Origin of the sequence: Sulfitobacter sp. 1A13353 (assembly GCF_043557255.1) — a bacterium.
Taxonomy (GTDB): Bacteria; Pseudomonadota; Alphaproteobacteria; order Rhodobacterales; family Rhodobacteraceae; genus Sulfitobacter; species Sulfitobacter faviae.
Genome location: NZ_JBIFFS010000003.1, coordinates 93,998 through 118,491, shown reverse-complemented (window position 1 = coordinate 118,491; position 24,494 = coordinate 93,998). Strand labels below are relative to the sequence as shown.

21 protein-coding genes are annotated in these 24,494 nt (G+C 63.8%); 6 read left to right on the top strand and 15 right to left on the bottom strand.

Translation table 11 applies throughout. The features are described from left to right. The 4 genes from ACGYLO_RS07900 to ACGYLO_RS07885 form a co-directional block, all read right to left on the bottom strand. Positions 1-888, bottom strand: a complete 888-nt coding sequence (locus ACGYLO_RS07900) for an ABC transporter permease (protein ID WP_271689006.1) — start codon at positions 886-888, stop codon at positions 1-3. Position 889: 1 nt separating this feature from the next. Next, complete coding sequence (locus ACGYLO_RS07895; protein ID WP_067266948.1) at positions 890-1,831, bottom strand: ABC transporter permease; 942 nt, start codon at positions 1,829-1,831, stop codon at positions 890-892. 112 nt (positions 1,832-1,943) lie between these two features. Beyond that, positions 1,944-3,554 carry an ABC transporter substrate-binding protein gene (locus tag ACGYLO_RS07890; protein WP_271689005.1) on the bottom strand — a complete coding sequence of 537 codons (1,611 nt, stop codon included), beginning with the start codon at positions 3,552-3,554 and terminating at the stop codon, positions 1,944-1,946. A gap of 33 nt (positions 3,555-3,587) precedes the next feature. Then, a complete protein-coding gene (locus ACGYLO_RS07885) occupies positions 3,588-5,144 on the bottom strand; it encodes a M81 family metallopeptidase (protein ID WP_271689003.1) in 1,557 nt (518 codons plus the stop codon). Positions 5,145-5,291: 147 nt separating this feature from the next. Between ACGYLO_RS07885 and ACGYLO_RS07880 the strand changes: the two genes are divergently transcribed. Together ACGYLO_RS07880 and ACGYLO_RS07875 are read left to right on the top strand one after the other, a co-directional pair. Continuing rightward, positions 5,292-6,098 carry an IclR family transcriptional regulator gene (locus ACGYLO_RS07880; protein ID WP_271689002.1) on the top strand — a complete coding sequence of 269 codons (807 nt, stop codon included), beginning with the start codon at positions 5,292-5,294 and terminating at the stop codon, positions 6,096-6,098. 146 nt (positions 6,099-6,244) lie between these two features. Then, a complete protein-coding gene (locus ACGYLO_RS07875) occupies positions 6,245-7,663 on the top strand; it encodes an amidase family protein (protein ID WP_271689001.1) in 1,419 nt (472 codons plus the stop codon). 97 nt (positions 7,664-7,760) lie between these two features. Here the strand turns inward: ACGYLO_RS07875 and ACGYLO_RS07870 are convergent, their stop codons facing one another. From ACGYLO_RS07870 to ACGYLO_RS07830, 9 genes are all read right to left on the bottom strand, one after another. Continuing rightward, the gene (locus ACGYLO_RS07870) at positions 7,761-9,239 is read right to left on the bottom strand and encodes a chlorohydrolase family protein (RefSeq protein WP_271689000.1); all 1,479 of its coding nucleotides are present in this window, start codon (positions 9,237-9,239) and stop codon (positions 7,761-7,763) included. After that, a complete protein-coding gene (locus tag ACGYLO_RS07865) occupies positions 9,224-10,429 on the bottom strand; it encodes an amidohydrolase family protein (protein WP_271688999.1) in 1,206 nt (401 codons plus the stop codon). Before ACGYLO_RS07865 ends, ACGYLO_RS07870 begins: the two co-directional genes overlap by 16 nt. 12 nt (positions 10,430-10,441) lie before the next feature. Further along, entirely contained in the window at positions 10,442-11,182 is a 741-nt protein-coding gene (locus ACGYLO_RS07860) for an aspartate/glutamate racemase family protein (protein ID WP_209217105.1), read from the bottom strand. Further along, positions 11,182-11,814, bottom strand: coding sequence for a flavin reductase family protein (locus tag ACGYLO_RS07855; protein ID WP_271688998.1), 633 nt, complete (start codon positions 11,812-11,814; stop codon positions 11,182-11,184). Before ACGYLO_RS07855 ends, ACGYLO_RS07860 begins: the two co-directional genes overlap by 1 nt. Before the next feature lie 5 nt (positions 11,815-11,819). Continuing rightward, positions 11,820-12,857 carry an ABC transporter ATP-binding protein gene (locus ACGYLO_RS07850; RefSeq protein WP_271688997.1) on the bottom strand — a complete coding sequence of 346 codons (1,038 nt, stop codon included), beginning with the start codon at positions 12,855-12,857 and terminating at the stop codon, positions 11,820-11,822. Next, positions 12,854-13,819 carry an ABC transporter ATP-binding protein gene (locus tag ACGYLO_RS07845; protein ID WP_271688996.1) on the bottom strand — a complete coding sequence of 322 codons (966 nt, stop codon included), beginning with the start codon at positions 13,817-13,819 and terminating at the stop codon, positions 12,854-12,856. The genes ACGYLO_RS07850 and ACGYLO_RS07845 overlap by 4 nt, the downstream gene beginning before the upstream one ends. A gap of 9 nt (positions 13,820-13,828) precedes the next feature. Then, positions 13,829-14,752 (bottom strand): ABC transporter permease, encoded by a 924-nt coding sequence (locus tag ACGYLO_RS07840; protein WP_168613040.1) that lies wholly within the window; start codon positions 14,750-14,752, stop codon positions 13,829-13,831. Positions 14,753-14,764: 12 nt separating this feature from the next. Next, positions 14,765-15,751: an ABC transporter permease gene (locus tag ACGYLO_RS07835; RefSeq protein WP_168613039.1), complete on the bottom strand. Its 987-nt coding sequence runs from the start codon at positions 15,749-15,751 to the stop codon at positions 14,765-14,767. A 66-nt stretch (positions 15,752-15,817) separates the two neighbouring features. After that, positions 15,818-17,383 carry an ABC transporter substrate-binding protein gene (locus tag ACGYLO_RS07830; RefSeq protein ID WP_271688995.1) on the bottom strand — a complete coding sequence of 522 codons (1,566 nt, stop codon included), beginning with the start codon at positions 17,381-17,383 and terminating at the stop codon, positions 15,818-15,820. A 200-nt stretch (positions 17,384-17,583) separates the two neighbouring features. Here ACGYLO_RS07830 and ACGYLO_RS07825 point away from each other — a divergent pair, with 200 nt between their 5' ends. Beyond that, complete coding sequence (locus ACGYLO_RS07825; protein WP_271688994.1) at positions 17,584-18,279, top strand: GntR family transcriptional regulator; 696 nt, start codon at positions 17,584-17,586, stop codon at positions 18,277-18,279. After that, positions 18,279-19,661 (top strand): amidohydrolase family protein, encoded by a 1,383-nt coding sequence (locus tag ACGYLO_RS07820; RefSeq protein ID WP_394376373.1) that lies wholly within the window; start codon positions 18,279-18,281, stop codon positions 19,659-19,661. Before ACGYLO_RS07825 ends, ACGYLO_RS07820 begins: the two co-directional genes overlap by 1 nt. 58 nt (positions 19,662-19,719) lie before the next feature. Here ACGYLO_RS07820 and ACGYLO_RS07815 read toward each other — a convergent pair whose 3' ends face one another. Together ACGYLO_RS07815 and ACGYLO_RS07810 are read right to left on the bottom strand one after the other, a co-directional pair. Then, positions 19,720-21,174, bottom strand: a complete 1,455-nt coding sequence (locus ACGYLO_RS07815) for an alanine/glycine:cation symporter family protein (RefSeq protein ID WP_394376372.1) — start codon at positions 21,172-21,174, stop codon at positions 19,720-19,722. Positions 21,175-21,414: 240 nt separating this feature from the next. Then, the gene (locus tag ACGYLO_RS07810; RefSeq protein WP_067268114.1) at positions 21,415-21,726 is read right to left on the bottom strand and encodes an ETC complex I subunit; all 312 of its coding nucleotides are present in this window, start codon (positions 21,724-21,726) and stop codon (positions 21,415-21,417) included. A gap of 141 nt (positions 21,727-21,867) precedes the next feature. Between ACGYLO_RS07810 and ACGYLO_RS07805 the strand changes: the two genes are divergently transcribed. Both ACGYLO_RS07805 and uvrB read left to right on the top strand, forming a co-directional pair. Next, on the top strand, positions 21,868-22,152 hold the full coding sequence (locus ACGYLO_RS07805) for an antifreeze protein (protein ID WP_271688991.1): 285 nt from the start codon (positions 21,868-21,870) through the stop codon (positions 22,150-22,152). A gap of 87 nt (positions 22,153-22,239) precedes the next feature. Next, a complete protein-coding gene (gene uvrB, locus ACGYLO_RS07800; protein ID WP_271688990.1) occupies positions 22,240-24,444 on the top strand; it encodes an excinuclease ABC subunit UvrB in 2,205 nt (734 codons plus the stop codon). Positions 24,445-24,494: the final 50 nt, after the last annotated feature.

Here is a 24,494-nt window from a genome sequence, read left to right as displayed (position 1 = left end):
TCAGCCCTCCCGTTTCTTCATGCGCGGGTCGAGCAGATCGCGCGCGGTATCGCCCAAAAGGTTGATCGACAGGATGCAAAGCGACAGCAGCAGCCCCGGCCAGAAGATCAGCCCCGGCTTGATCTGGAAATAAGTCCGCCCCTCGGCCATGATATTGCCCCATGTGGGGATCTCCGTGCTGACGCCCGCGCCGAGGAAGCTCAGGATCGCCTCGATCAGGATCGCCGAGGCGCAGATATAAGTGCCTTGGACGATAAGCGGCGCCATGGTATTGGGCATCAGGTGCTGGATCAGGATCTTGGGCATCGACGAGCCGAGCGCGATGGCTGCCTCCACATAGGGTTCCTCCCGTGCCGACAGCACGACCGAGCGCACCAGCCGCACCACGCGGGGCACCTCCGGCACCGTGATTGCGATGATAACCGAGCCGAGCGATGGCCCGTTCAGCGCCACCAGCGCAATCGCCAGCAGGATCGCGGGGATCGCCATCAGGCTGTCCATGATCCGCATGATGATGCCATCCGCCACCCGAAAGAAACCGGCGACAAGGCCGATGGCCAAGCCGATGGCGACGCTGACCAAGGCCGCCCCAACCCCGATCAGCAGCGACACGCGCCCGCCGGTCATCACCCGCGAAAACGTGTCGCGGCCATAGGGGTCGGTGCCCAAAAGATACTCTTCGGAAGGCGGCTTGAGCCGCGCGGCAGAGTTCATCGCCAGCGGGTCATATGGCACGTAAAGCGGTGCCAAGATCGACGCCAGCACGATGGCCAGGAGGATAAGCGCCGCCAGCAGCGGGCCGATACCGACCCTTGCGCCCGCAGGCAGGGAAAGCAGTCCGGTCAGCACCTGAAAGGCGCTGTGACGGGATTGGTGTTGCTCGATCATGTCAGTACCGGATCCTTGGGTCGAAGAATGAATAGGAGACGTCAACCAAGAGGTTCACGAAGACGTAGATGCCCGCCGTCAGCAGGATCATCGCCTGAATGACGGGGTAGTCGCGCGCGAGGATTGCATCGACCGTAAGCCGCCCGATGCCGGGGATGTTAAAGACGCTTTCCGTCACCACCACGCCCGAGATCAGCAGCGCGAAACCGGTGCCGATGATGGTCAGGATCGGCACGGCGGCATTGCGCAGCGCATGGCGAAACAGCACGACATTCTCGCGCACGCCCTTGGCCCGCGCGGTGCGGATGTAATCTTCGCCCAGCACTTCGAGCATGGAGGCCCGCGTCATCCGCGCGATGAGCGCCACATAGATGGTGGCCAGCGTGAGCGAGGGCAGAATGGCGCGCGAGAAGAACGGCCCGATGCCCTCCGAAGGCGCCTTGTAGCCCTGCACCGGCACCCAACGCAGTTCGATGGCGAAGATTTGGATCAGGATATAGCCGATCACGAAGACCGGCACCGAAAAGCCCAGCACCGAGAAGGACATCACCAGAAAGTCGACCCATGTGCGGTGACGCCATGCGGCGATCACGCCCATCGGCACAGCCAGCAGGACAGAGATGGTGATGGTCATCAGCGCGATGTTGATGGTCGGCCCCAGCCGGTCGCCCAACATGCCCGCCACTGAGGTGTTCGACAAAAGCGATACGCCCAGATCGCCGCGCAGCAATTGCCCAATCCATGTGAAGAACTGTGTCAGCAGCGGATCGTTCAGACCCAGACGGTCACGAATCCGTTCAAGCTGTGCGGGGGTGGCGGCATCGCCGGCGAGAATGGCTGCCGGATCACCGGGGGTGAGACGCAGCAGGAGGAAGACGAAGATGGCGACGATCAGCATGACCGGGATCGTGGCCAAGACGCGCTTCAGGATATAGACGAGCATTTTCCGGAAGGTCCCTTTCGGCGGAAAGAAGGCAGGCCCGGAAGCGGGGGCGCTGCCTGCGGGCAGAGATGACGGTGGAGAGCGCGGCGGCCGCGCCCTCCGAAAGGCTGGATTACTCCGCCTCTTTGGTTATGTTCCAAAACACCGGCACGGGCGATGGCAGCATGTTCTGGATCGTGTTGCGACGCGCCTGCGGGATCAGATATTCACCCATCATGATGTAGTTGACGTTATCCATGACGTGTTTCTGGATCTCGACGGCCACTTCCTTTTGCGCCTCGGGCCCTTCGGCCTTCATGAACTTCGCGCGCAGTTCTTCGACCTTGGGGTCATCGGGCCAGCCGAACCACGCCTCGTCGCCACGGCCACTGACCATCACATTGGTCAGCGGGTCCGAAATCTCGGGCACCATCCAGTTGGTGAAGAACATGTTCCAGCCGCCCTCAGAGACCGGGCTTTGCTGGGCGCGGCGCTGCACGACCGACTGCCAGTCCATCGACTGCATGTCGACTTCGAAACCCGCCTCGCGCAGGGCTTGGGCCGCCACCACCGGCTGGTTGATCAGGCTGATCACATCCGTTGGCGCCATCAGCACGATGGGCGTGCCGTCATATCCCGCCTCTTCGAGCAAGGCCTTCGCCTTTTCCGGATCCGCGCCGCCGGTCACGATCTCAGCATCCGCTTCGTCGCCCAGAGGGGTCGAACAGCCAAAGATCGCGCCGCAGACATTGTAATAGGCCGGGTCGCCCTGCATCGTTTGCAGCATGGATTCTTGGTCCAGCGCCGCCATCGCCGCCTGACGCACGAGCTTGTTGTCAAAGGGCGGGTGCAGGTGGTTGGGCCGACCGATGGTGACATAGCCAAGGTCATCGCGGGTCTCGACCGTGACCTCGGGGCTGGCGTCGAGGATCGGCAGCAGGTCAATTTGCACCTGCTCTAGGTAGTCGATCTCGCCTGCCGAAAGCGCGTTGATCGCGGTCAGCGCGTCGGGCATCGTGGTCCAGACCACACGGTCGACATTGACCACCTTGCCACCCGCCATCCACGAGGCTTCCTCGTCGCGCGGGACGTAGTCGTCGAACTTCTCGTAGGTGACGTTCACGCCGGGTTCGTATTCATCTTGGTTAAAGACGAAGGGGCCGGAGCCGATATATTCCGTGATCGTCTCATCCGCCGAAGTTTCGGCCACGCGCTTGGGCATGATGAAAGGCGGCACGGCCGATTGTTTGGAGATCACCGACAAAAGCGGGCCGAAAGGCTCGGTCAGGGTCCAGACGACGGTCTTTTCGTCGCTGGCCTCAAGGCTCTCGGTCACGTCAAAGATCAACTGCCCGCCGCCGTCACGCTTGCCCCAGCGCTTAAGCGAGGCCACGACATCTTCGCCAGTCACCGGCGCGCCGTCATGGAACATCAGCCCATCGCGCAGGGTGAAAGTATAGACGAGCCCGTCATCCGAGACCTCCCAGCTGGCCATCTGGGGCTGCGGCTCAAAGTTTTCGTCCACGGCAGTCAGGACGTCATAGACCATATAACCGTGGTTGCGGGTGATATGCGCGGTGGTGATGACCGGATCGAGAACCCGCAGGCCCGAGTGCATGACCGCGGTGATGGTCGTTTCGCCATCCTGCGCCGCCAGAGAGCCGGGTGCCAAAAGCGCCGTGGTCGCGGCAAAGGCGGCGGCAAGCCCGCGCGACTGTTTCAGTGCCGATCGTAGAGGTATCATGTGGTTTTCCCTTGTTGAGTGATCTTTTGGTTTTTATTGGGCCAAGGCGGTCTTGCCGCCCTGGTCGGGTGGTGCGCTTTGGGCACCCTTGGCCCCGAAACGGGGGCCATTCGGAGACAGCCGAAGTCCTGCGCGCAGGCGCGTGAAGGGCAAATCGGCTGGATTGAGGGGCATCGGCCCCGGCGCACAGGCGACAAGGATGTCGCGCGCGATGGGGGCAAAGTCTGCCCGGAAATGGGTGGAGCTTTTGACCACCAAAAGATCCATCTCTTCAGGTTGGATGCCGACAAAGCGGAACATCTCGCGGTCGGCCATCTGGGCGATGCGGCTGGTCACGACGACATGGACCCCGCCGATGCGCAGACAGGCCGAAGGGCCGAGGTCCAGCGCCGTGCCGCCGTAATAGGGGCCGGTCGCGCGCAGCGTTCCGTCAGACAGATGCTGCACGGTCGCCGCCGTTTCAAATGGCGCGTCATCCGCGATGTCGGCATGGCCGCCAAGGCGCAGGTTAACCTCGGCTCCGACCCCGGCTTGATGCGCCGCCTCGGCGGCGGCGGGGTCAACGATCAACCCGATGGCCGCGTTCTGGGCCTCGGCCTTGACGAGCGCGCGCAACATGCCCGTGGTGGCCGAAACGCCGCCCGCGCCGGGGTTGTCTTGGGTGTCGGCGATGACCACAGGCCCACGCCCCGGCCCGGCGGCACGCGACAGCGCTTCGGCCACCGCCCTGTCGGGATCATAGGCCTCATTTTCCAAGAAGGCGGGCGCGGCCGCCTCATAGGCCGCGGCAAGCCTGTCGGCGGCGGCGTCTGCTGCGGTCTGCGTCTCGCCATAGGCCACAGCCACGGGGCCGCAATCGGGAATATCCGTCGCCGGGAAGCCCATGAACAGGCTGGCCGAGAGCGCCCCCGCGGCTTCACAGGCGGCGACCCCTTCATAAAGCTCACGCCCCGGCGACATTTCGGTCGATTGAAACGGGATCGGCACCAGATATGACATCTGGCGGAAGGCTTTGGCCGGGCGCTGGCCGGTGGTCATGATCCGGTCGAGCTGGCGGGCCGCGGCAGCGCCGGTATCGGCCATGTCCACATGCGGATAGGTGCGAAATCCGACAAGCACATCGACATTCGCAACGAAATCTTCAGAGATATTGCCGTGCAGATCCAGCGCCGTGGCGATGGGCACCTCCGGCCCCACGACCGCACGCAGACGGCGGACAAGCTCCCCTTCCCCGTCATCGAGATGCTCCGCCACCATGGCGCCGTGCAGGTCCAGAAAGACCCCGTCGAGCGGCCCGGCGTCCTGAATGCCTTCGATGATCTCACCCGCAATCGTCTCATAGGCGTCGCGGCTGACATGGGCCGAAGGGATCGCCCCCGCCCAGAGGATCGGCACGATGTCCCAGCCCTGCCCTTGGCCCACCCGCAGCGCGCCCGCCATGCCGAGGTTGACCTCTTCGAAGGCGGGCAACATCGCCGCGCCGCGCACCATGGGGACATAGCCACCGCCCAGTTGGAAAGCCTGCATATCCGCCGGATTGGGGGCGAATGTGTTCGTCTCGTGCAGAAAGCCCGCAACAGCCACGCGCATTCCAGAACCACTTTCCAAACCCGTCTCCTTCGCCTTCTCGGCCCCGTCATCCGCGGGCCACGCCCATTGTGTATCGCATTGCAATACAGCTATAGTGCACAGCAAGCGTAAGCGGCGCTTTAACGATTCGTCAACTACAGGACATTTATGAGTAGATTTTTCCGTGAAGATGCCCCGCAGGCGGCGCAGAATCAGGCAGAGGACGACCGTTTGTTCGTCCGGGCGGCAGATCGCGCAATGCAGGTGCTGGGCGCCTTTCACAACGCGACCGGGCCGATGACCCTTTCCGACATCGCCAAGACCGCAGGCATCGACCGATCCGCAGCCCAACGGCTTGTGCATACGCTCACGAAGAGCGGGTATATACGGCGTAGCGGGGATGATCGCGGATACCTGCCCGGCATCCGACTGTTGGATCACACGCTTGATCTGCTGCGGCTCGACCCCGTGGTGCAGAAAGCCACGCCAGTCCTGCTGGAACTGCGCAAATCCCTGCGCGAGCGGGTCGATCTCAGCCTCTATGACGAAACGCGCCTGATCTATGCCCTGCGCATGCAAAGCAAACGCGAGACCTTTTTCGCCACCCTCGTGGGCCATAGCGTGCCGACCTTCTGCACCGCTGGCGGGCGTGCCGCGCTGGCGCAGCTTCCCGATGACGCGGCGCGCGAAATCCTCACCCGCGCGCCCTTGCACCCCTTCACCGCCAGCACCAAGACCGACCCCGAAGCGATCATAGCCGAGCTTAGCATCGCCCGCGAAAACCGCTTTGCCGTGGTCTGTGATGAATATGCCTTGGGCGAGGTCGCGGTGGGCGTCGCCATCACCGACCGGAACGGCGCGCCGCTCAGCGCGATACATCTCGCAGGCTCCCTTTCGGAATACACGCCGGAGGAATTTGTCGCCAAGGCTGCCCCCCTCGCCATAGAGGCCGCCAGCGCCATCATGGCCGGGTGATCGCTGAAAGCCTCGAATGTAGCCAGCCGCACCGCCGACAACGCATTTCGCCGCGAATTTACTTGCGTTGCTAAATTCTTTCTCCGAAGTTCGCGCCATCAGGGTGCGGATGCCGCTTTGAAAACGACTGAACGAAAGGAACCGGAATGACCGACAGTAAACCGCTTTGGCAATGGGACGCGCAGGAAATCGCAAGCGCGACCCGCGCAGGAAAACTCTCGGCGGTTGAAGCGACCGAGGCGGCGATTGCCCGCATGGAGGAGGTCAATCCGGCTTTGAACGCGGTGGTCGAGACCCTCGCCGATGAGGCCCGCGCCAAGGCTGCCGCCCTCGACAAAAGCGACGCGCCCAAAGGGCCGCTGCATGGTGTTCCGGTCACGATCAAGATCAACGTCGACCAAAAGGGCCATGCCACAAGCAACGGCGTCCCCGCCTTCAAAGACATCATCGCGCCCGAGGATGCGCCGGTGGTGCGCAACCTCAAACAGGCGGGTGCCATCGTCATCGGGCGCACCAACACGCCGGAGTTTTCCTTTCGCGCCGATACCGACAACCCGCTTTATGGGCGCACCTACAACCCTTGGGGGCGGCATCTGTCGGCAGGCGGCTCCTCCGGCGGCGCGGGCGCGGCTGTCATGGCCGGGATCGGCGCGCTGGCTCATGGCAACGACATCGGCGGCTCCTTGCGTTTCCCCGCCTCGGCCAATGGCGCGGTGACGGTCAAGCCGGGCCTAGGCCGGGTGCCCGCCTACAACCCCAGCCAAAAGGCCGAGCGCGGTCTCTTGGCGCAATCCATGTCGGTGCAGGGGCTGATCGTGCGCAAGGCGGCTGACCTGCATCTATCGATGCCAAGCCTGATCGCCGCAGATGCGCGCGACCCCTTCCATGTGCCTCTGCCCTGGCGCGGCGCGCCGATCGAAGGCCCGATCCGCGTGGCCTTCACCCGCGATGATTTCGGCTTTGGCCTGCATCCGGATGTGGCCACCGCACTCGACAAAGCCGCCTCTGCCCTGTCCAACGCAGGCTACGCCGTCGAAGAGGTGGAACCGCCCCTTGCCTATGAAGCCGGCAAAAACGGCTATCGCGCCCTGATGGGCGAAGTCGAAGCGCTGATGGGCGAGGACATCCGAACCCACGGCTCCGACGATCTGAAGGCGATTTTTGAGGATTACTACGCCGAATACCCGCCCTTCAAAGGCACCGAACAGCTTGCCATGCTGGCCAAACGCACCCATTACGCGCGCGAATGGTCGCTGTTTCTTGAGGACTACCCCCTCGTGCTGACCCCCTTCATGTTCGCCCCCTTCTTCACCGCCGGGCGCGACACCGAAGGCCCGGAGGGCGTGCGCGAAGTCTTGGGGAAGGGGCTTTGGTCCTTCGTCATGAACTTCACCGGCCTGCCCGCGGGCAACATCCCCACGCATATCGCGGAACTGCCCCAAGGCCCGCAGCCCATCGGCGTGCAAATCGCAGGCCGCCGCTGGCGCGAGGACCTGATCGTTGACGCGATGGCCGCGATCGAAGGTGAGATTGCCCCGGTTTGCACGCGGTTGTGGGGGGCGTGAAGTAGCCTCAAAGCGTGACGCCGATGGCCCGCATCTACTGTGAGGCGGGCCAACGGCTAGCGGTAACTCAGGCGGTCGCAGGCTTCGTCCACAGCGGCTATGGGCCTTTGACCCCGTAGCTGCCCGTGAAAATTTCCTCCACCGGGGGATGGAACAACGTCCTGTCAGGATATTGCGCGACCATCCGGTCGAACTGCGCCTGCGCTTTGGCGTGATAGGCCATGTCGTCGACGCCGGGGATGACACCATCGCGCATGACGAACCGCCCCGCGATCATCACATCCGATACGTCGCGGCCTGAGCCGTTAAGCAGGATCGTCTGAATGGGGTCGATGCGCTGCCCGATGTCGGGGCTGTCCAGCCGGATGACGTTCAGGTCGGCAGCGGCTCCCGGGGCCAGCCGGCCCAGATCCGGACGGTTCAGGGCCGCTGCGCCGCCGAGGGTGGCGGCATCGTAGAAATCGGCGGCGCGGACGGTGGTCGGATCACCCTCCGCGATACGGGCGGTCATCACACCCAGGGCCATGTTCTGGATCATATCGGCGGGATGCGTGTCGGTGCCCATACCGATGGGGACGCCAAGGTCGCGAAACCGTGCGAAGGACTGCATGATCTTGCCACTCCGGGCCATCACCAGCGGGCAATGGGCAAGGGCGGCACCGGAGGCCCTCAGGATTTCGAGATCGGGCGCGGCATGGGTGATGCCGTTGAGGCCCGACAGGAACAGCCCATGCGGCAGGATTGTGGACGGAGCAAAAAAACCGGTATCGCGCAGCAGTTCCAACGGGCTTTTGCCATGCTGTTGCAGCACCAGATCATATTCCAGCCGCGACTGGCAGCAATGCAGGCGGATCGGCACGCCGAGGGCGCGGGCAGCCGCACCGCTGCGGCGCAGAAGCTCGGGGGTGCAAGTCTCGATCCGGTCGGGGGCCAGCATGGTGCGGATCAGCCCGCCGTGGGTGTTTTCGTGCCGCGCGATAAAGGCTTCGGCCTCGGCCAGCCCCGCAAAGCCGCGCGGTTCATCATAGTGAAAACCGATTTGCCGATCTTCATTCACCACCAGATTGCCGCTGCGATAGGCGGGGCCAAGGTAGACCCGCAGCCCGAGGTCCGCCGCCGCCTCTGCTGCGGCATCGAATTCCTCTGTCGTCTCGCCCCAAGCGCGGTAGAAGAGCGAGGCAATGGGCAGCGCCGTGGTGATGCCGTTGCGGATCAGCCGAGTGAAGGCATAGCGTTTCTGAAAGGCCAGTTCCTCGGGCGTGTACATCTCACGCGGGCCAGCGGCCATGTAACTCTCGGGCCAAACCCGGCCCTTTAACTCAGGCGGATGGTTGTCATAGCCAAGTACAGTGGTGTCGAGATCGGCCAGCGCGTCGAGGTCGATGAACCCCGGCCCGATCAGCGCCTCGCCAAAGTCGATTGTCTCGGCCACGTCGCCCGCGAAGTCATGGCCGACGTGCAGCACCTTTTCGCCTTCCACGACCACGGTGCCATTGCGGTAGAGGCAGTGTTGCCCGTCCTCATGCCCCACGACCCAAGCGGCGGTCAGGGCGCTGCGTTTCAAGCGCTCTGCCATGTCGCCTCCGTCTCGCCATTGCGGGCCACGATCTGGCCGCCCGACAGGACCAAGCGGCGCGGCGGGCGTAGGGTGATGGCCTCCGAGACCGCCTCGACATCGACCAACACCAGATCCGCGCGGCAGCCTTCGGCGAGGCCGTAGCCCTCAAGCCCCATCACCTTCGCGCCTTCGGTGGTGCAGGTGTCGAGCGCCCAGCCAACCTCAACATCCGCGCGAAAATTGTTGCGCAGGCCGACGAGCATGGCACGCTCTAACATGCAGGCGTTGCCGTATGGGGTCCAAGTGTCGCGGATGCCGTCGTTGCCCGCGCAGATCGCGATGCCGCGCTCGCGGCAGGCGGCGACCGAGGGCACCGGGCGCGCAGCGGGGGCAGTGGTGGCCAGCGAGACCTCCAGCGCCGCGATCCGGTCGAGCAGCCCCGCCACCCGCGCCTGATCCCCCATGCCGAGGCAGAAGGCGTGGCTGACCGTCACCCTGCCCTGCATCGCCAGCGCCTCGGTCCGATCGAGGATCATCTCAAGGCTAAACGCCCCCATCTCCCCCGGCTCATGCAGATGAATGTCGATCGGCTTGCCGTGTCTCTCTGCCAGCCCGAAGACCGCGTCGAGCTGCCCCTTGGGGTCACGGTCAATGCCGCAGGGGTCGAGCCCGCCGACGATATCGGCGCCCTCGCGCAGGGCTTCGTCCATCAATTCCAGCGTGCCGGGGCGGATCATCAGGCCCGATTGCGGAAAGGCGACCGTCTCGATCTGCATGACATCCGCATAGCGCGCCCGGGTGGCGGCCACGCCCCGGTGCAGGCTCAACCCATGTTCGGTGTCGATATCGACATGGCTGCGGATCGCCGTGGTGCCCTTGGATAGCGCCAGCGCCACCTGCCGTGCCGATTGCCGCTCTGCGTCCATGTCCAACTCGTGACGCAGCTTGCGCTCGGTGTCGATCATCTGTTGCAGGCTTTTGCCCTGCTGATGCGGATGCCAGGGCATGCCCCAGAGCGTCTTGTCGAGATGTGCATGCGCATCGACGAGGCCCGGCAGCGCCAGCGCGCCGCCGCAATCCTCAACGGAGACCTCCCCGGTCGGCGTGATCTTAGGCGCGATCTGCGCGATGCGCCCGCCTTCGATTAGCACATCGGCGGCATCCGCCCCCATGAGGCGGAGGTTCTTGAGCAGCAAAGGCTTGGTCATGTCTTGTCCTGTCTATCGTGTCAGAGGGGCGACACGCGCTTGCGGTGCGGCGACTTGCTTGACCCGCGGGAGGGCATAGGCGCCGGTCTTGGCGGTCACCAGCCCGGTCGCGGCAAGGCCAGCGGCCATGCGGATGGCAAAGCCCACACCGTCGATCACCGGCACGCCCGCGTCGCGGCCCAATTGCTCCAAATGCGCGCTCATGCCCGCGCAGCCCAGCACCACGGCCTCGGCCCGGTCTTCCTCGACCGTCTGGCGGATCTTGCGGGCGATCAGCGGCAGGGTCTGCACCGGCGCATATTCGAGGTCGAGCACCGGGATGTCGGCGGCATGTACGGCGCAAAGCGCACGGCCACAGCCGTAACGGTCGCCAAGGTCTTCGATGATCGGCACGGCCCGGGGCAAGGTGGTGACGACCGAAAAGCGTTTGGCGATCCGCCCGGCTGCAATGAGCGCGGCTTCGCACAGACCAATCACCGGCCCCTTGGCCACGGCCCGGGCAGCATCAAGACCGGGATCATCGAAACAGGCGATCACATGGGCCGCAGCCCCTGCCGCTTCGGCCTCAAGAATGGCGTCGAGCATGGCGGGCACGGCGCGCGCCTCATCGGCATAGCCTTCGATGCTGGGCGGTGTCGCCCGCGCGGTGGCGGCAACAACCTCGACCCCCGGCCCGGCTTGGGCGCGGGCGGTGCGGGCGATGGCCTCGGTCATGCCCGCGGTCGAGTTTGGATTGATCAGGTGAATTTTCATCAATTGGCTTTCTGTGTCACGCCAACCGGCGGCGTCTCGGGAACCTTGAGTTCGAACTGCCGGTCGGAGGTGATGTAATTGTCGGCATGCAGCCGCGCGATGGGCTGATAATTTTCGGGCCGGACATAGCGGCCCGCCTCGTCAAGGCAGTTGTCGCGCACATGCATCTGCACGACACGGCCCAGAATGATCTCGCGCCGGGCATAGCGGATGGTCTCTTCGACCACGCATTCCATTGCGCAGGGGCTTTCCGCGATCCAGCCACCGTCGATCTGGCTGGCGGGGGTCATGGTCAGCCCGGCGGTCGCGATCTCATCCACGTCCGGCTCATAGCTGATCCCGCAGGTAATCATCGCCTCGGCCAGCGCCATGTCGACCATATTGACGCAGAAGCTCTGACGCCGGTCGATGTTGGTGACCGTGTCTTTGATGCTGCCATCGGGACGGCACTGGATGCCGAGAATCACGATCGGCGGCTCCTGCGAGAAGACGTTGAAAAAGCTCATCGGCGCGGCATTGGGCACACCATCGGCGCTCAACGTGGTGACCAGCGCGATGGGGCGCGGCGCCACGAAGCTCGACAGCAGCCGGTAGCGGTCGCGTTCTGGCAGGGTGGTGAAATCGAACTCCATCCCCCCTACTCCGCCGCCAAACGAAGCCACGGCTTCAGCCGCCCCTCGTCCGCCGCGTGACAAGCCGACTTCTGCCCGCCCTCGCGCAGGTTGAGCGCGGGGGCCACGCTCCGGCAGGTATCATTCGCCATCGGGCAACGCGGGTGAAAGGCGCAACCGGGCGGCGGCGAGATCGGGTTCGGCACCTCCCCTGCCACGGGCGCGCGTTCGGCGCCGCCCACGGTCAGCTTGGGCACCGTCTCCATCAGCAGGCGCGTGTAGGGATGCTGCGGGTTGCCGAAGATCTCCTCTTTCGGGCCGACCTCTACGATCTTGCCCAGATACATCACCGCCAGCACATCCGCCATGTACCAGACGACCGCGAGATCGTGGCTGATGAAGATGTAGCTCATGTTGAACTCGTCTTGCAGGTCCTTCATCAGGTTGAGGATCTGGCTTTGCACACTCACATCCAACGCCGAGGTCGGCTCGTCGCAGATCAGCAGTTCGGGGCGTGTCGTAAGCGCCCGCGCGATGGACAGGCGCTGGCGTTGGCCGCCGGAGAACTCATGCGGGAATTTCTTGGCATCGGCGGGGTTCAGACCGACCTGGCTCAGCAGTTTCTCGACCTCGCGGGTGACCTCGGCCCGGGTCTTGCAGATGCCGAAGTTCTTAAGCGGCTCGCCGATGATGTCGCGCACCCGCCAGCGCGGGTTGAGCGAGGCATAGGGATCTTGAAAGATCATCTGCATTCGACGGCGCAGGGCGGCGGGTTTGCCGGGAGGCATATGGGTGATGTCGTCCCCCTCAAAGCGGATCGTGCCGCCGCTCGGGCTGTGCAATCCCATCAACAGCCGCGCCACGGTGGATTTGCCGCAGCCCGACTCGCCCACCACGGCAAAGGTCTTGCCGCGCGGCACCTCAAAGCTGATGTCGTTCACCGCCGTCAGGATACGGCGCGGGCGGCGTTCCAGCAGCCGGTTGAGGAAGGGTTCGGACACGTCGAAGCGTTTCGAGATGTTCTGCACGCTGAGGATGTCGTCGGGGGTGATCTGCGGGGTCATGACGTCTCTCCGTAAAGGTGACAGGCGACTTGGCCGGTGCCGGCGTCCTGCGGCGCGGGGCGGATGCTGTGGCAGTGGTCCATCGCCCGGGGGCAGCGCGGTGCAAAGGCGCAGCCGGGCGCGGGGTTGCGCAACCCGGGCATGGCGCCTTCGATCTGCGTGAGGCGCCGGTCGCGAATGCCGATCTGCGGGATAGAGGCCATGAGGCCGCGGGTATAGGGGTGCAGCGGCTCTTCGATGACCTGTTTCACATCGCCGATCTCGACCAGCCGCCCGGCATACATCACCGCGACGCGGTCCGCCGTCTCGGCGATCACGCCCATGTCGTGGGTCACCAGCACCACCGCCGTGCCGTTCTCGCGGCAGAGCCGCTTCAGCAGGGAAAGGATCTGCGCCTGCACGCTGACGTCGAGCGCCGTGGTCGGCTCATCCGCGATGATCAGCTTGGGCTCGGCGCAGAGCGCCAGCGCGATCACCACCCGCTGCCGCATCCCGCCCGAGAACTGGTGCGGATATTGGTCAAGCCGCGCCTCGGGGGCCGGGATGCCGACTTCGGCCAGCCAGTCAATGGCCCGCTGGCGGGCGGTCTTCTGGTCGAGGCCGAGATGCACGCGCATCGTGTCGACAAGTTGCTCGCCCACGGTATAGACCGGGTTCAGGCTGGTCAGCGGGTCTTGAAAGATCGCGCCGATCTCCTTACCGCGAATGCGGCGCATCTTGTCGGCGGGCAGATTGTCGATCCGCGCGCCGCGCAGCCGCACCTCGCCCGAGCGGATCAGGCCGGGCGGTTCGATCAACCCGGTGATCGCGGCCCCCGTGATCGACTTGCCAGCGCCGGATTCACCCACCAGCCCAAGGATCTCGCCTTCGTCGAGGTCGAGGCTCAGCCCCTTGACGGCCTCCAGCGGGCCGCGCCGGGTGGGGAATTCGACAACGATGTTGTCCAGTTCGAGAAGTGACATGGGATTACCTCAGCGCAGTTTGGGGTTGAGCGCATCGCGCAGCCAGTCGCCCAGCAAGTTGACCGCCAGCACAAGGATCGCCAGCGCCGCGGCGGGAAAGACGACGACCCACCAGATGCCCGAGAACAGAAATTCGTTGCCGATCTGGATCAGCGTGCCGAGCGAGGGCTGGGTGGGCGGCATGCCGACACCGAGAAAGCTCAGCGTCGCCTCGGTCAGCACCGCCATGCCGAGGTTGATCGTCGCGATGACCAGCACGGGGCCGAGCACATTGGGCAGGATATGTTTGATCATGATTGCCAGCTTGCCGGTGCCCAAGGTGCGCGCCGCCTCGATATACTCCTTCCGGCGCTCCACCATGGTCGAGCCGCGCACGGTGCGGGCGTATTGCACCCAGTTGGTCAGCCCGATCGACAGGATCAGCACAATGAGCGCCGACTCGGCCTGCGCCGAACTGGGCAGCGCACCGCGCAGAATGCCGTTGATCAAAAGCGCCACGAGGATCGGCGGAAAGCTTAGCAGCACATCGGCGATCCGCATCAGCACCGCATCGACGATCCCGCCGAGAAAGCCGCCCAAAAGGCCAAGCGCCACGCCCATCACGGCGGCAAGGATCACGCTGGCGAAACCGACCAGCAGGGAAATCCGCATCCCGTACATGATCGACGAGAGCACATCGCGGGCCTGCGTGTCGGTGCCAAGCAGGTAGGCGGCGCTGCCGCCCTCGGCCCAGGCCGGGGGCAACTCACTGTCGAAGAGGTCCAGCTCGGCGATGTTGAACGGGTCCTGCGGGGCAAGGCTGGGGGCGAAGATCGCCGTGAGGAACATCGCCAGCAGCACCAGCGCCGAGATCACCGCCACGCGCGACTTGCGGAAGCTGTAGGTGATATCGCTGTCCCAGAAGGCATAGAGCATGGGCATGAAGTTTGACATAGGGAAACCTCCTCAGACGCCGCGCGCGGGCGTTCTTTCGGCCCGCAGGCGCGGGTCGGCGACATTGTACAAAAGGTCGACCAGCGTGTTGATGACGACGAAGATGAAGGACACCAGCACCAGATAGGCGGCCATCACGGGGACATCGGTGAAGTTCACCGCCTGAATGAACAAGAAGCCCATCCCCGGCCATTGAAAGACCGTCTCGGTGATGATGGCAAAGGCGATGAGCCCCCCCAGTTGCAGACCAAAGATCGTCATCACCGGGATGAGCGTGTTCTTCAGCGCATATTTGAAATGCAGCATGCGGTTCGGGATGCCGCGGGCCTTGGCGAACTTGATGTAATCCGCGCGCAGCACCTCCAGCATCTCGGCCCGCACCAGCCGCATGATCAGCGTCATCTGGAACAGCGCCAGCATGATCGCGGGCAGGATCAGCGCCTTGAGGCCCGATACCGTCAGGAATCCCGTGGTCCACCAGCCGAGATCGACCACCTTGCCGCGCCCGAAGCTTGGCAGCCATCCCAGCGAGACCGAGAAGACGAGGATCAGCAGAATGCCGGTGACGAAGGTCGGCACCGAGATCCCCAGGAGCGAGATCACCTGCAACCCTTGGCTCAGCCAGCCGCGCGGGTTGAGGGCGGTATAGATGCCCAAGGGCACCCCAAGTGCCAGCGCCAGACCGGCGGCGACCAAGACCAGTTCGGCGGTGGCGGGAAAGCGTTCGGCCAGAAGGTCCGAGACGGGGCGGTTGTTGCGATAGGACTGACCAAAGTCGCCCTGCGCCGCATCTGCGATGAAACGCCCGTATTGCACCAGAACGGGGTCGTTGAGCCCCAGCTTCTCGCGCATTTCGGCGCGGTCCTGCACGGTGGCATCTTCGGGCAGAAGGTTGGAAATCGGGTCACCCAGAAAGCGGAACATCAGAAAGGCGATCGAGGCGACGACGAGCATCACCAGCGCGGCCTGTATGATGCGGCGGATAAGAAAGGCGAACATGCTGGCCTCCGGCTGGCAAGGTTATCGGTGGGCGGGCGTGAGGAGGGGCGCCCGCCCGGGGGCAGGTTACTCGATCCGGGCAAGCCAGAGGCGCGGCTTGTCGTCTGCGGTCTGAGGGATCTTCACGGCATCGCGCGCGGCCCAGGACAGGGGCTGGGCGTGCAGCGGCAACCATGCCACCTCTTGATCGGCGATGCGGAAGGCTTCGACCATCATCTCCATCCGCTTTTCGGCATCCAGCTCGGTCGCCACGGCCTTGGTCAGACGGTCAACCTCGGGGTTGGAGTAGCCGCCGGGGTTCCATGTGCCCATCTGCCCTTCGGGCGTGTGCAGCATCGCCGAGAGCACCGAGAAGCCGTCGAGCATCGGCAGCGTGGCCCAGCCCAGCATGAACATGTCGGTCTCATTGGCGCGGGCGCGCTCGAAATGGATCGCCTTGGTCTCTGCCGTGAGGTCTGCCTTGACGCCGACGCGGGCAAACATCGCCGCCAGCGCCTGACAGATCGCCGCGTCGTTGACGTAGCGATCATTGGGGCAGTTCATGTTCAGGCTGAAGCCTTCGGGGTATCCGGCATCGGCCAGCATCTGCTTGGCCTTTTCGGGATCATAGGCGGGGATTTCATCGACCCCTTCGTCAAAGCCCGGCACCTGCGGGGCCAGCAAACCGCCGAGGTTGCGGGATTTGCCGCGCATGATCTTCTCGCGCAGCAGGTCATAGCTGATCGCATGAACCAGCGCCTGACGAACCTCGACCTTTTGCAGCGGGTTGTCGTCTTGGTTGGGGTTGTTCGACGTGTCGGACATATTGATGCCCATCATGATCGCGCGCAGGCCCGGCGCTTCGAGCACATGCATGCCCTCGGTGGCCTCGATCCGCTTGGCGTCTTGCAAGGGCGAGGGCACGATCATGTCCAGCTCCCCCGAGAGCATTGCCGCGACACGGGTCGCGTCCGAATTGATCGGGTTCAGCTCGATCCGGGTCAGATTGTGCTGCGGCTCGTCCCACCAATCGTCGTTCACGGTCAGCACGGTCTGCGCGTCCGGGGTACGGGATTCAAAGCGGAAGGGGCCGGTGCCATTGGCGTTGGAGGTGGTGTAGCCCTCTTCGCCTTTCTGCGCGTCGATCGGGTCAAGCGCGTCATGTTCTTCAAGCCAGCCGCTGTCGAAGATCAGCACATTGGTCAGGAAGTTGTTCAAAAGCGGGTTCGGGCCGTCGAGCATCAGATCGACAGTCATCTCATCGACCATCTTGGCATCGACCAGACCGGCGATATTGCCGCGAATGGGGGAATCTTCATGTGCGGCCCGTTTGACCGATGCCACCACGTCTTCGGCTGAGAAATCCTGCCCGTCGTGGAACTTGATCCCCTCGCGCAGTTTGTAGCGCACCGTGGTCTCGTCGATCTGTTCCCAACTGGTGGCGAGCGCCGGTTCGATCTTGAGATCGGCGTCGTAGCGGACCAGCGCCTCATAGACGTGGTTCAAGAATGAGACGGTGAAACTGTCGGTCATCGAATGCGGGTCGAGACCGTAAAGGTCGCCATTGGTGCCAAGACGGAAGGTCTCGCCCTGCGCCATGCTGGCACAGCTGAGCGCCAGAGCCGAGGTGAATAGAAATTTGCGCGGTGTCATTGTTATCTCCCTGTTCGTGCCGCCCTGCGAGCACAGCGGACCTGCATCACAGCGACTAAAGCTAGGCTGGCACGATTCCATTTTTCTGTCTACAATTATTGTTAACAATCTGTGCTGACATAAATTGCTTGCACTTTATCGGGCGTTTCGACGACTATTGAGGCAAATTCAGTAAATAAAGATTTGAGGGGGGCCGATAGGTGACAGGAGCAAAGCTCACGGAGAAGCAGATCTATGAACGGATCTGGAAATCCATCGCCGAACGTCGCCTGCCGCCCGGCACGCGATTGAAAGAGGAACGGCTGTGCGAAATCTTTGGCGCCAGCCGTCCGCGCATTCGCCGGGCATTGGACCAACTGACCCATGACGGGTTGGTCAGCCACATCCCGAACCGCGGCGCCTTTGTCACCACACCATCGGTCGACGAAGCCCGCGATGTCTTTTTCACCCGCCGCGTCGTGGAACGCGGCGTGATCGAAGCGCTGAAGAAACACGGCGCGCAAGAGAAACTGGCCGCCTTGGAAGCCCATATCGCCGAAGAACGCGAAGCGCTGGCAGCAGGAGACACGGCGCGCATCATCCGGCTCTCGGGCGCCTTTCATATGCTGCTGGCCGAACTCGCCGCCTCTCCCCTCTTGGCCGATATCCTGCGCGACCTCGTTTCAAAAAGCACCTTGGTCACGGCTGTGTTCAAACCGAAATGCGATACGCAATGCGGCCCGGACGAACATGCCGCCATTGTCGCGGCCCTCGCAGCAGGGGATTTCGAAACCGCGATGATGGAGATGGAAGCCCACCTTCTGGAAGCGGAGCGCACTTTGAAACTTGAAGCCTCGCAAGACGGCGCTGCGGCGCAGGACGATGTCCTCGGGGCCGCGTTGAGCGAGGACCTGTAATGACCAGCCATGCGATCATCCACACCACCGCGATCACGATGGACGCGGAGCGACGTATCATCGACGATGCCACCGTGCTGTTCGAAAACGACCGTATCACCGCCGTCGGCCCCGCGGGCGATGTGCCCCTCCCCGAGACCGCCGAGGTGATCGACGGGCGCGATATGATCACCCTTCCGGGGCTGATCGACAGCCATGCCCATGCGGGCCACGGGCTGACGCGCAACCTGGGCAGCGGCGATGGCGATGCGTGGTTTCAGGCCTGCGAGACGATCTACACCCGCGGCTCCACCCCCGCGTTCTGGCAGGCCGAAGCCCGGCTTTCGGGGCTTGAGCGGCTGAAGGCGGGGATCACCACCTGCACGATGCTGCTCGGCGGCGGGGCGGATCATTACCGCACCGATACGGCCGAAGCGGGCAATCTGCATTGCGATGCCACGCGTGAGATCGGCATCCGAACGATGCTGGCCGCGGGCCTGAACCGCCGCCCCTTCCCCAAGCCCTACCGCAGTCTGGACCTTGACCGGGAGGTCAGCCTGTCCTTCGAGGATCAGTTAGAGGTCTGCGGTGAACTCGCGCAAACCAACGGGGATTTCTTGAACGATGGCGCGGGGGTCTGCCTCATCATGCCGGTCTATTCGCCCGAGGACTTTGCGCAGGCCCCGGAGGACATCCGCGCGATGTGCCGCGCCGCGATGGACCTGCGTGAAAAACATGGGCTGCTGTTCACTCAGGATGGGCACCGGTCCGGCTCCATCGCGCTGGCCGAAGACCTCGGCATCCTCGGCCCATGGGCCTATCTGTCCCATTCGGTCGACCTCACCCCCGAGGATATGGACGCGGCCAAACGCAGCGGCGCGTCGATCGTTCACAACCCCTCGGCCATCATGTCGGTTCTGGGCCGCTGCCCCGCGCCCGAACTGCGCGAGATGGGGGTGAACGTCGCCCTCGGCTCGGACGCCGCAGCGCCGGACCGGGGCTATGACATGTTCCGCCACATGGCCCAATGCCTGCACTACCACCGCCGCCACTTCCGCGACCCGGAGGTGATGATGCCGCGTGACGTGCTGGAAATGTGCACCATCGACGCCGCCAAGGCGATTGGGATGGATGCGGACCTCGGCTCACTCGAACCGGGCAAGAAGGCGGATATCGTCATGCTCGACCGCCGCAAACCGCATCTCTACCCGCCGATGATGCCCCTGACCACGGTCGCGCAATTCGCCAATGCCGCGGATGTACATACGGTCATCGTCAATGGGGAAGTCCGCATGAGAGACCGCAAAACGGCACTGGACGAAGCCGGCATACTCGATGCCGCTGCGGGGGAACTGAACGCGGCCCTCGCCCGCTGCGACCTGTCGCATCTTTTCACAGAATAACGGAAATCACGCGCGAAAGGGGAAAGGCGAGGGGTCACCCCCTCGCCTTCCCTTGCGTTCAGTCGGGCTTGGCGCCTTCCGTTTCACGGGCAACATTGCTGTTCCAGATCGTATGGTCGACGCCATCGCCAAGCTCGGCATATTCGGCGATCCTGAACATCGGCTCCTTCCCCGCCTTGCGCTGCGCGAAATAATCCCGCGTGAGTTTGGCAACGGTCTTGGACAGGATCAGGATAGCGATCAGGTTGACCGTCGCCATCAGCGCCATGGAGGCATCGGCGAAGTTAAACACGGTCGTGACCGCCTGCAACGAGCCCCAGACCACCATCGCGATCACCAGCGCCTTCAGCACGAGAAGCGGGATCCGCTTGCCCATCCCAAGGAACTCCATCGCGTTCTCGGCATAGGAATAATTCCCGATGATCGAGGTAAAGGCGAAGAACAAGATGGCGATCCCGATGAAGATCGGGCCGAATGCGCCGATATGCTGCTCCAGAGCGATCTGGGTCAGCGCCATGCCGGTCGCCGCACCTTCGGAATGGTCGACCACGCCCGAGAGCAGGATCATCAGCGCTGTGGCCGTGCAGATCACCAGCGTATCTATAAAGACGCCAAGCCCCTGCACCAGCCCTTGACTGGACGGATGGTGCGGATCGGGCACCGCGACGGCGGCGATGTTCGGGGCCGAGCCCATGCCCGCCTCATTCGAGAACAGACCGCGCTTCACACCGTTGAGCAGGGCCACCATGAAGCCCCCCGTAAAGCCGCCTGCCGCCGCTTCGAAACCAAAGGCCGATTTGACGATCAGGGCCAGCATGGCGGGCACATCGGCGATGTTCAGAACCACGACGAGCAACGCCACGACGATATAGAGCCCGGCCATAGCGGGAACGATCTTTTCCGCGACCCGCGCGATGGATTTGATCCCGCCGAAGATGACGATGCCCGCAAAACCGCCGACGACAAGGCCGGTGACGAGTTTGGGAATGGCAAAGGCTTCCTCCATCGCGACGGAGATCGAGTTTGCCTGCACCGCCGAGAAGATCAGGCCGAAGCTGATGATGAGGCAGACCGAAAAGACATAGCCCATGGCGTTCGACCCGATGCCCCGGGACATGTAGAAGGCCGGCCCGCCACGGTATTGCCCATCCGCGTTCCGAACCTTGTAAAGCTGCGCCAAGGTCGATTCCGCATAGGCCGTCGCCATGCCGACGAACGCCACAACCCACATCCAGAACACAGCCCCCGGCCCGCCGAGATAGATCGCCACGGCCACCCCGGCGAGGTTGCCCGTACCGACCCGGCTGGCGAGAGAGATCGTCAGCGCCTGAAATGGTGAAATGCCCGCGGCGGAAGTGTCACGCGAGGATCTGACCACGCGAAAGAATTCGGCGAAATGCCGGAATTGCAAGAAACCAGTGCGCCAGGTGAAGTAAAGCCCGACAGCCAGCAGGCCATATACGAGGACGTAGCCCCATAAGACGGTGTTCAGGAAATCGACGATTGCGGTCATATTCTTGTCCCCCTCGTTTGCATGTTCAACAACTAACGCGTCGGCAGACAAGGGAAAGCTTTAAACCGAAATGAAAACGCCCGGCGGGCGTCAGTATCGATCGCCGCAGGGCTGCACGCCACCGCGCGAAAATGTGGTGCTACCTGCTACGCGGTCAGATGAATACTGGCGCGGGCCGAAGGGCGGGCGCATGGCCCGCGCAAGCAAGCGACCACCTTCACACCCCCAGTCTTCACACCCTCAGTGCGTCCACGCCCCACGGCGGCCGGTCGCGAAATTCTCGCCATAGCCGCCGGGGCGGACGTTGGGCTTGCGCTTGTTGGGCAGTTGCACCTGCGCGTCGATGCCATGATCGCGGGCGTATTCTTCGGCGGCTTCGCGGGTGTCGAACTGCAAGCGCACTTGGCTTTGCGTATCATCGGAAGATGTCCAGCCCATCAGCGGATCGACCCTGCGCGCTTCCGCGGGCGAAAACTCAAGCAGCCAGACACGGGTCTTGGCCGTGCCGGAGGACATCGCTGTACGGGCGGGTTGATAGATACGTGCGCGCATTTCGGGACTCTCGCTTCAATAACCTCGGGCTTTATCTAATATTCCGTGCCAAGGGGCAAGGGAATGCAGGCCCGCGCAAATAAACCCTACCATGCTGCGGTGCAGAGACTACATCAGGACCACCCCGTTGGAGTATTCCATATGACCCCCTTCGCCCTCTTCGCCCTGCAAAGCCAGATCGCCGCCCTTGCGGTGGAAACCCAGATCGTAATGTCGCTGCGCCTCTTGGGCATGGCAGGCGCGCTGCCCGCCCGCCCCGGTGAGAACAACCGCATGGTGGCCGAGAAAGGCCCGGCCATATTCAAAGCCTTCACCGCCGGGACGCAGGCCATGATGCTGGGCAAACGCCCCGATCAGATCATGGACGCCTCGCTCGCCCCTCTAGCCCGCAAGGTGCGACAGAATCGCAAACGGCTGATGAAGTAGCGGCAAATGCGCCCTTCGCGGCCCCCTGCCCCTTGAACCCCGCGTGAAAGAGGGCACCTATGGGAAGCTTGACGAAGGATACCCGCGATGCCCTATGCCCATTCCGACAAGACCGAGGGGATGCCGATGCTGGCAAACCCCGCCCCAGACGTGCGCAACCGCCCCAAACTGGAGGGCGGCCATAAGTTCAAACTGGTCACCGAATTCGACCCGGCGGGCGACCAGCCCACGGCGATCAAGGAACTGACCGAAGGGGTGAACTCGGGCGAGCGCGATCAGGTGCTTCTGGGCGCCACCGGGACGGGCAAGACCTTCACCATGGCCAAGGTCATCGAAGAGACGCAGCGCCCCGCCATCATCCTTGCCCCCAACAAGACGCTGGCGGCGCAGCTTTACGGCGAGTTCAAGGGCTTCTTCCCGGACAACGCCGTGGAATATTTCGTCTCTTACTACGACTACTACCAGCCAGAGGCCTATGTCGCGCGCTCCGACACCTTCATCGAGAAGGAGAGCCAGATCAACGAGCAGATCGACCGGATGCGCCACTCCGCCACCCGCGCGCTTTTGGAGCGTGACGACGTGATTATCGTGGCCTCGGTCTCCTGCATCTACGGCATCGGTAGCGTCGAGACCTATGGCGCGATGACCCAAGACCTGAAAGCGGGCAGCATGTACGACCAGCGCAAGGTCATCGCCGATCTGGTGGCCCAGCAGTACAAGCGCAACGACGCGGCCTTTCAGCGCGGCTCTTTCCGAGTGCGCGGCGACAGTCTGGAGATCTTCCCCGCCCACCTTGATGACCGCGCTTGGCGGCTGTCGTTCTTTGGCGAGGAGTTGGAGAGCATCACCGAGTTCGACCCGCTCACCGGCGAGAAGACCGACACATTCGACCAGATCCGCGTCTACGCCAACAGCCACTATGTGACGCCGAAGCCGACGATGCAGCAGGCCATTCAGGGCATCAAGAAAGAGCTGCGCACCCGGCTTGACCAGCTTGTCGCCGACGGCAAGCTGCTGGAGGCGCAGCGGCTGGAGCAGCGCACCAACTTCGACATCGAGATGCTGGAGGCCACCGGCGTCTGCAACGGGATCGAGAACTACTCGCGCTATCTGACGGGGCGCGCCCCGGGCGAGCCGCCCCCCACTCTCTTCGAGTTCATCCCCGACAACGCTATTGTCTTCGCGGATGAAAGCCACGTCTCGGTCCCGCAGATCGGCGGCATGTACAAGGGCGACTACCGGCGCAAGTTCACGCTGGCCGAACACGGCTTCCGCCTGCCCTCCTGCATGGACAACCGACCCCTCAAGTTCGAGGAATGGGACGCCATGCGCCCGCAATCGGTCTTTGTCTCCGCCACCCCGGCGGCATGGGAGATCGAGCAATCGGGCGGCGTCTTCACCGAACAGGTCATCCGTCCCACCGGCCTCTTGGATCCCAAGGTCGAGATCCGGCCCGTGGAGATGCAGGTCGACGATCTGCTCGATGAGGTGCGCAAAGTGGCCGCCGACGGTTACCGCACGCTCTGCACCGTGCTGACCAAGCGCATGGCCGAAGACCTCACCGAATATATGCACGAACAGGGCATCCGCGTGCGCTACATGCACTCCGACATCGACACAATCGAGCGGATCGAGATCCTGCGCGACTTGCGGCTAGGCGCCTTCGACGTGCTGATCGGGATCAACCTGCTGCGCGAGGGGCTCGACATCCCCGAATGCGGGTTGGTCGCCATTCTGGACGCGGACAAGGAAGGCTTCCTGCGCTCGGAGACCTCGCTGATCCAGACCATCGGCCGCGCCGCGCGCAACGCCGAAGGCCGGGTGATCATGTATGCCGACCGCATCACCGGCTCGATGGAGCGCGCAATGGGCGAGACCGAGCGCCGCCGCGCCAAGCAGATCGCCTATAACGAGGAACACGGCATCACCCCCGCCACGGTGAAAAAGAACGTCGAGGACATCCTCGCCGGGCTCTACAAGGGCGACGTGGACATGAACCGCGTCACCGCCAAGGTCGACAAGCCGATGGCGGGCGGCAACCTGCAAGCCGTGCTCGACGGGCTGCGCGCCGATATGCGCAAGGCCGCCGAGAACCTAGAGTTCGAAGAGGCTGCGCGCCTGCGTGACGAGGTCAAACGGCTGGAGGCTGTGGACCTTGCCGTCGCCGACGATCCGATGGCGCGCCAGCAGGCAGTCGACCGCGCCGTCGATGCCGCGCAGCAAGCCTCGGGCCGCAGCACCTCAGGCCGCGGCGGGATGCGCGGCGGCAATGTAAAACGCCGTAAACGCTAAAGAAAAAGGGCCGCCCTGCTCAGGGTGGCCCCTACACAATCCAGCACCGA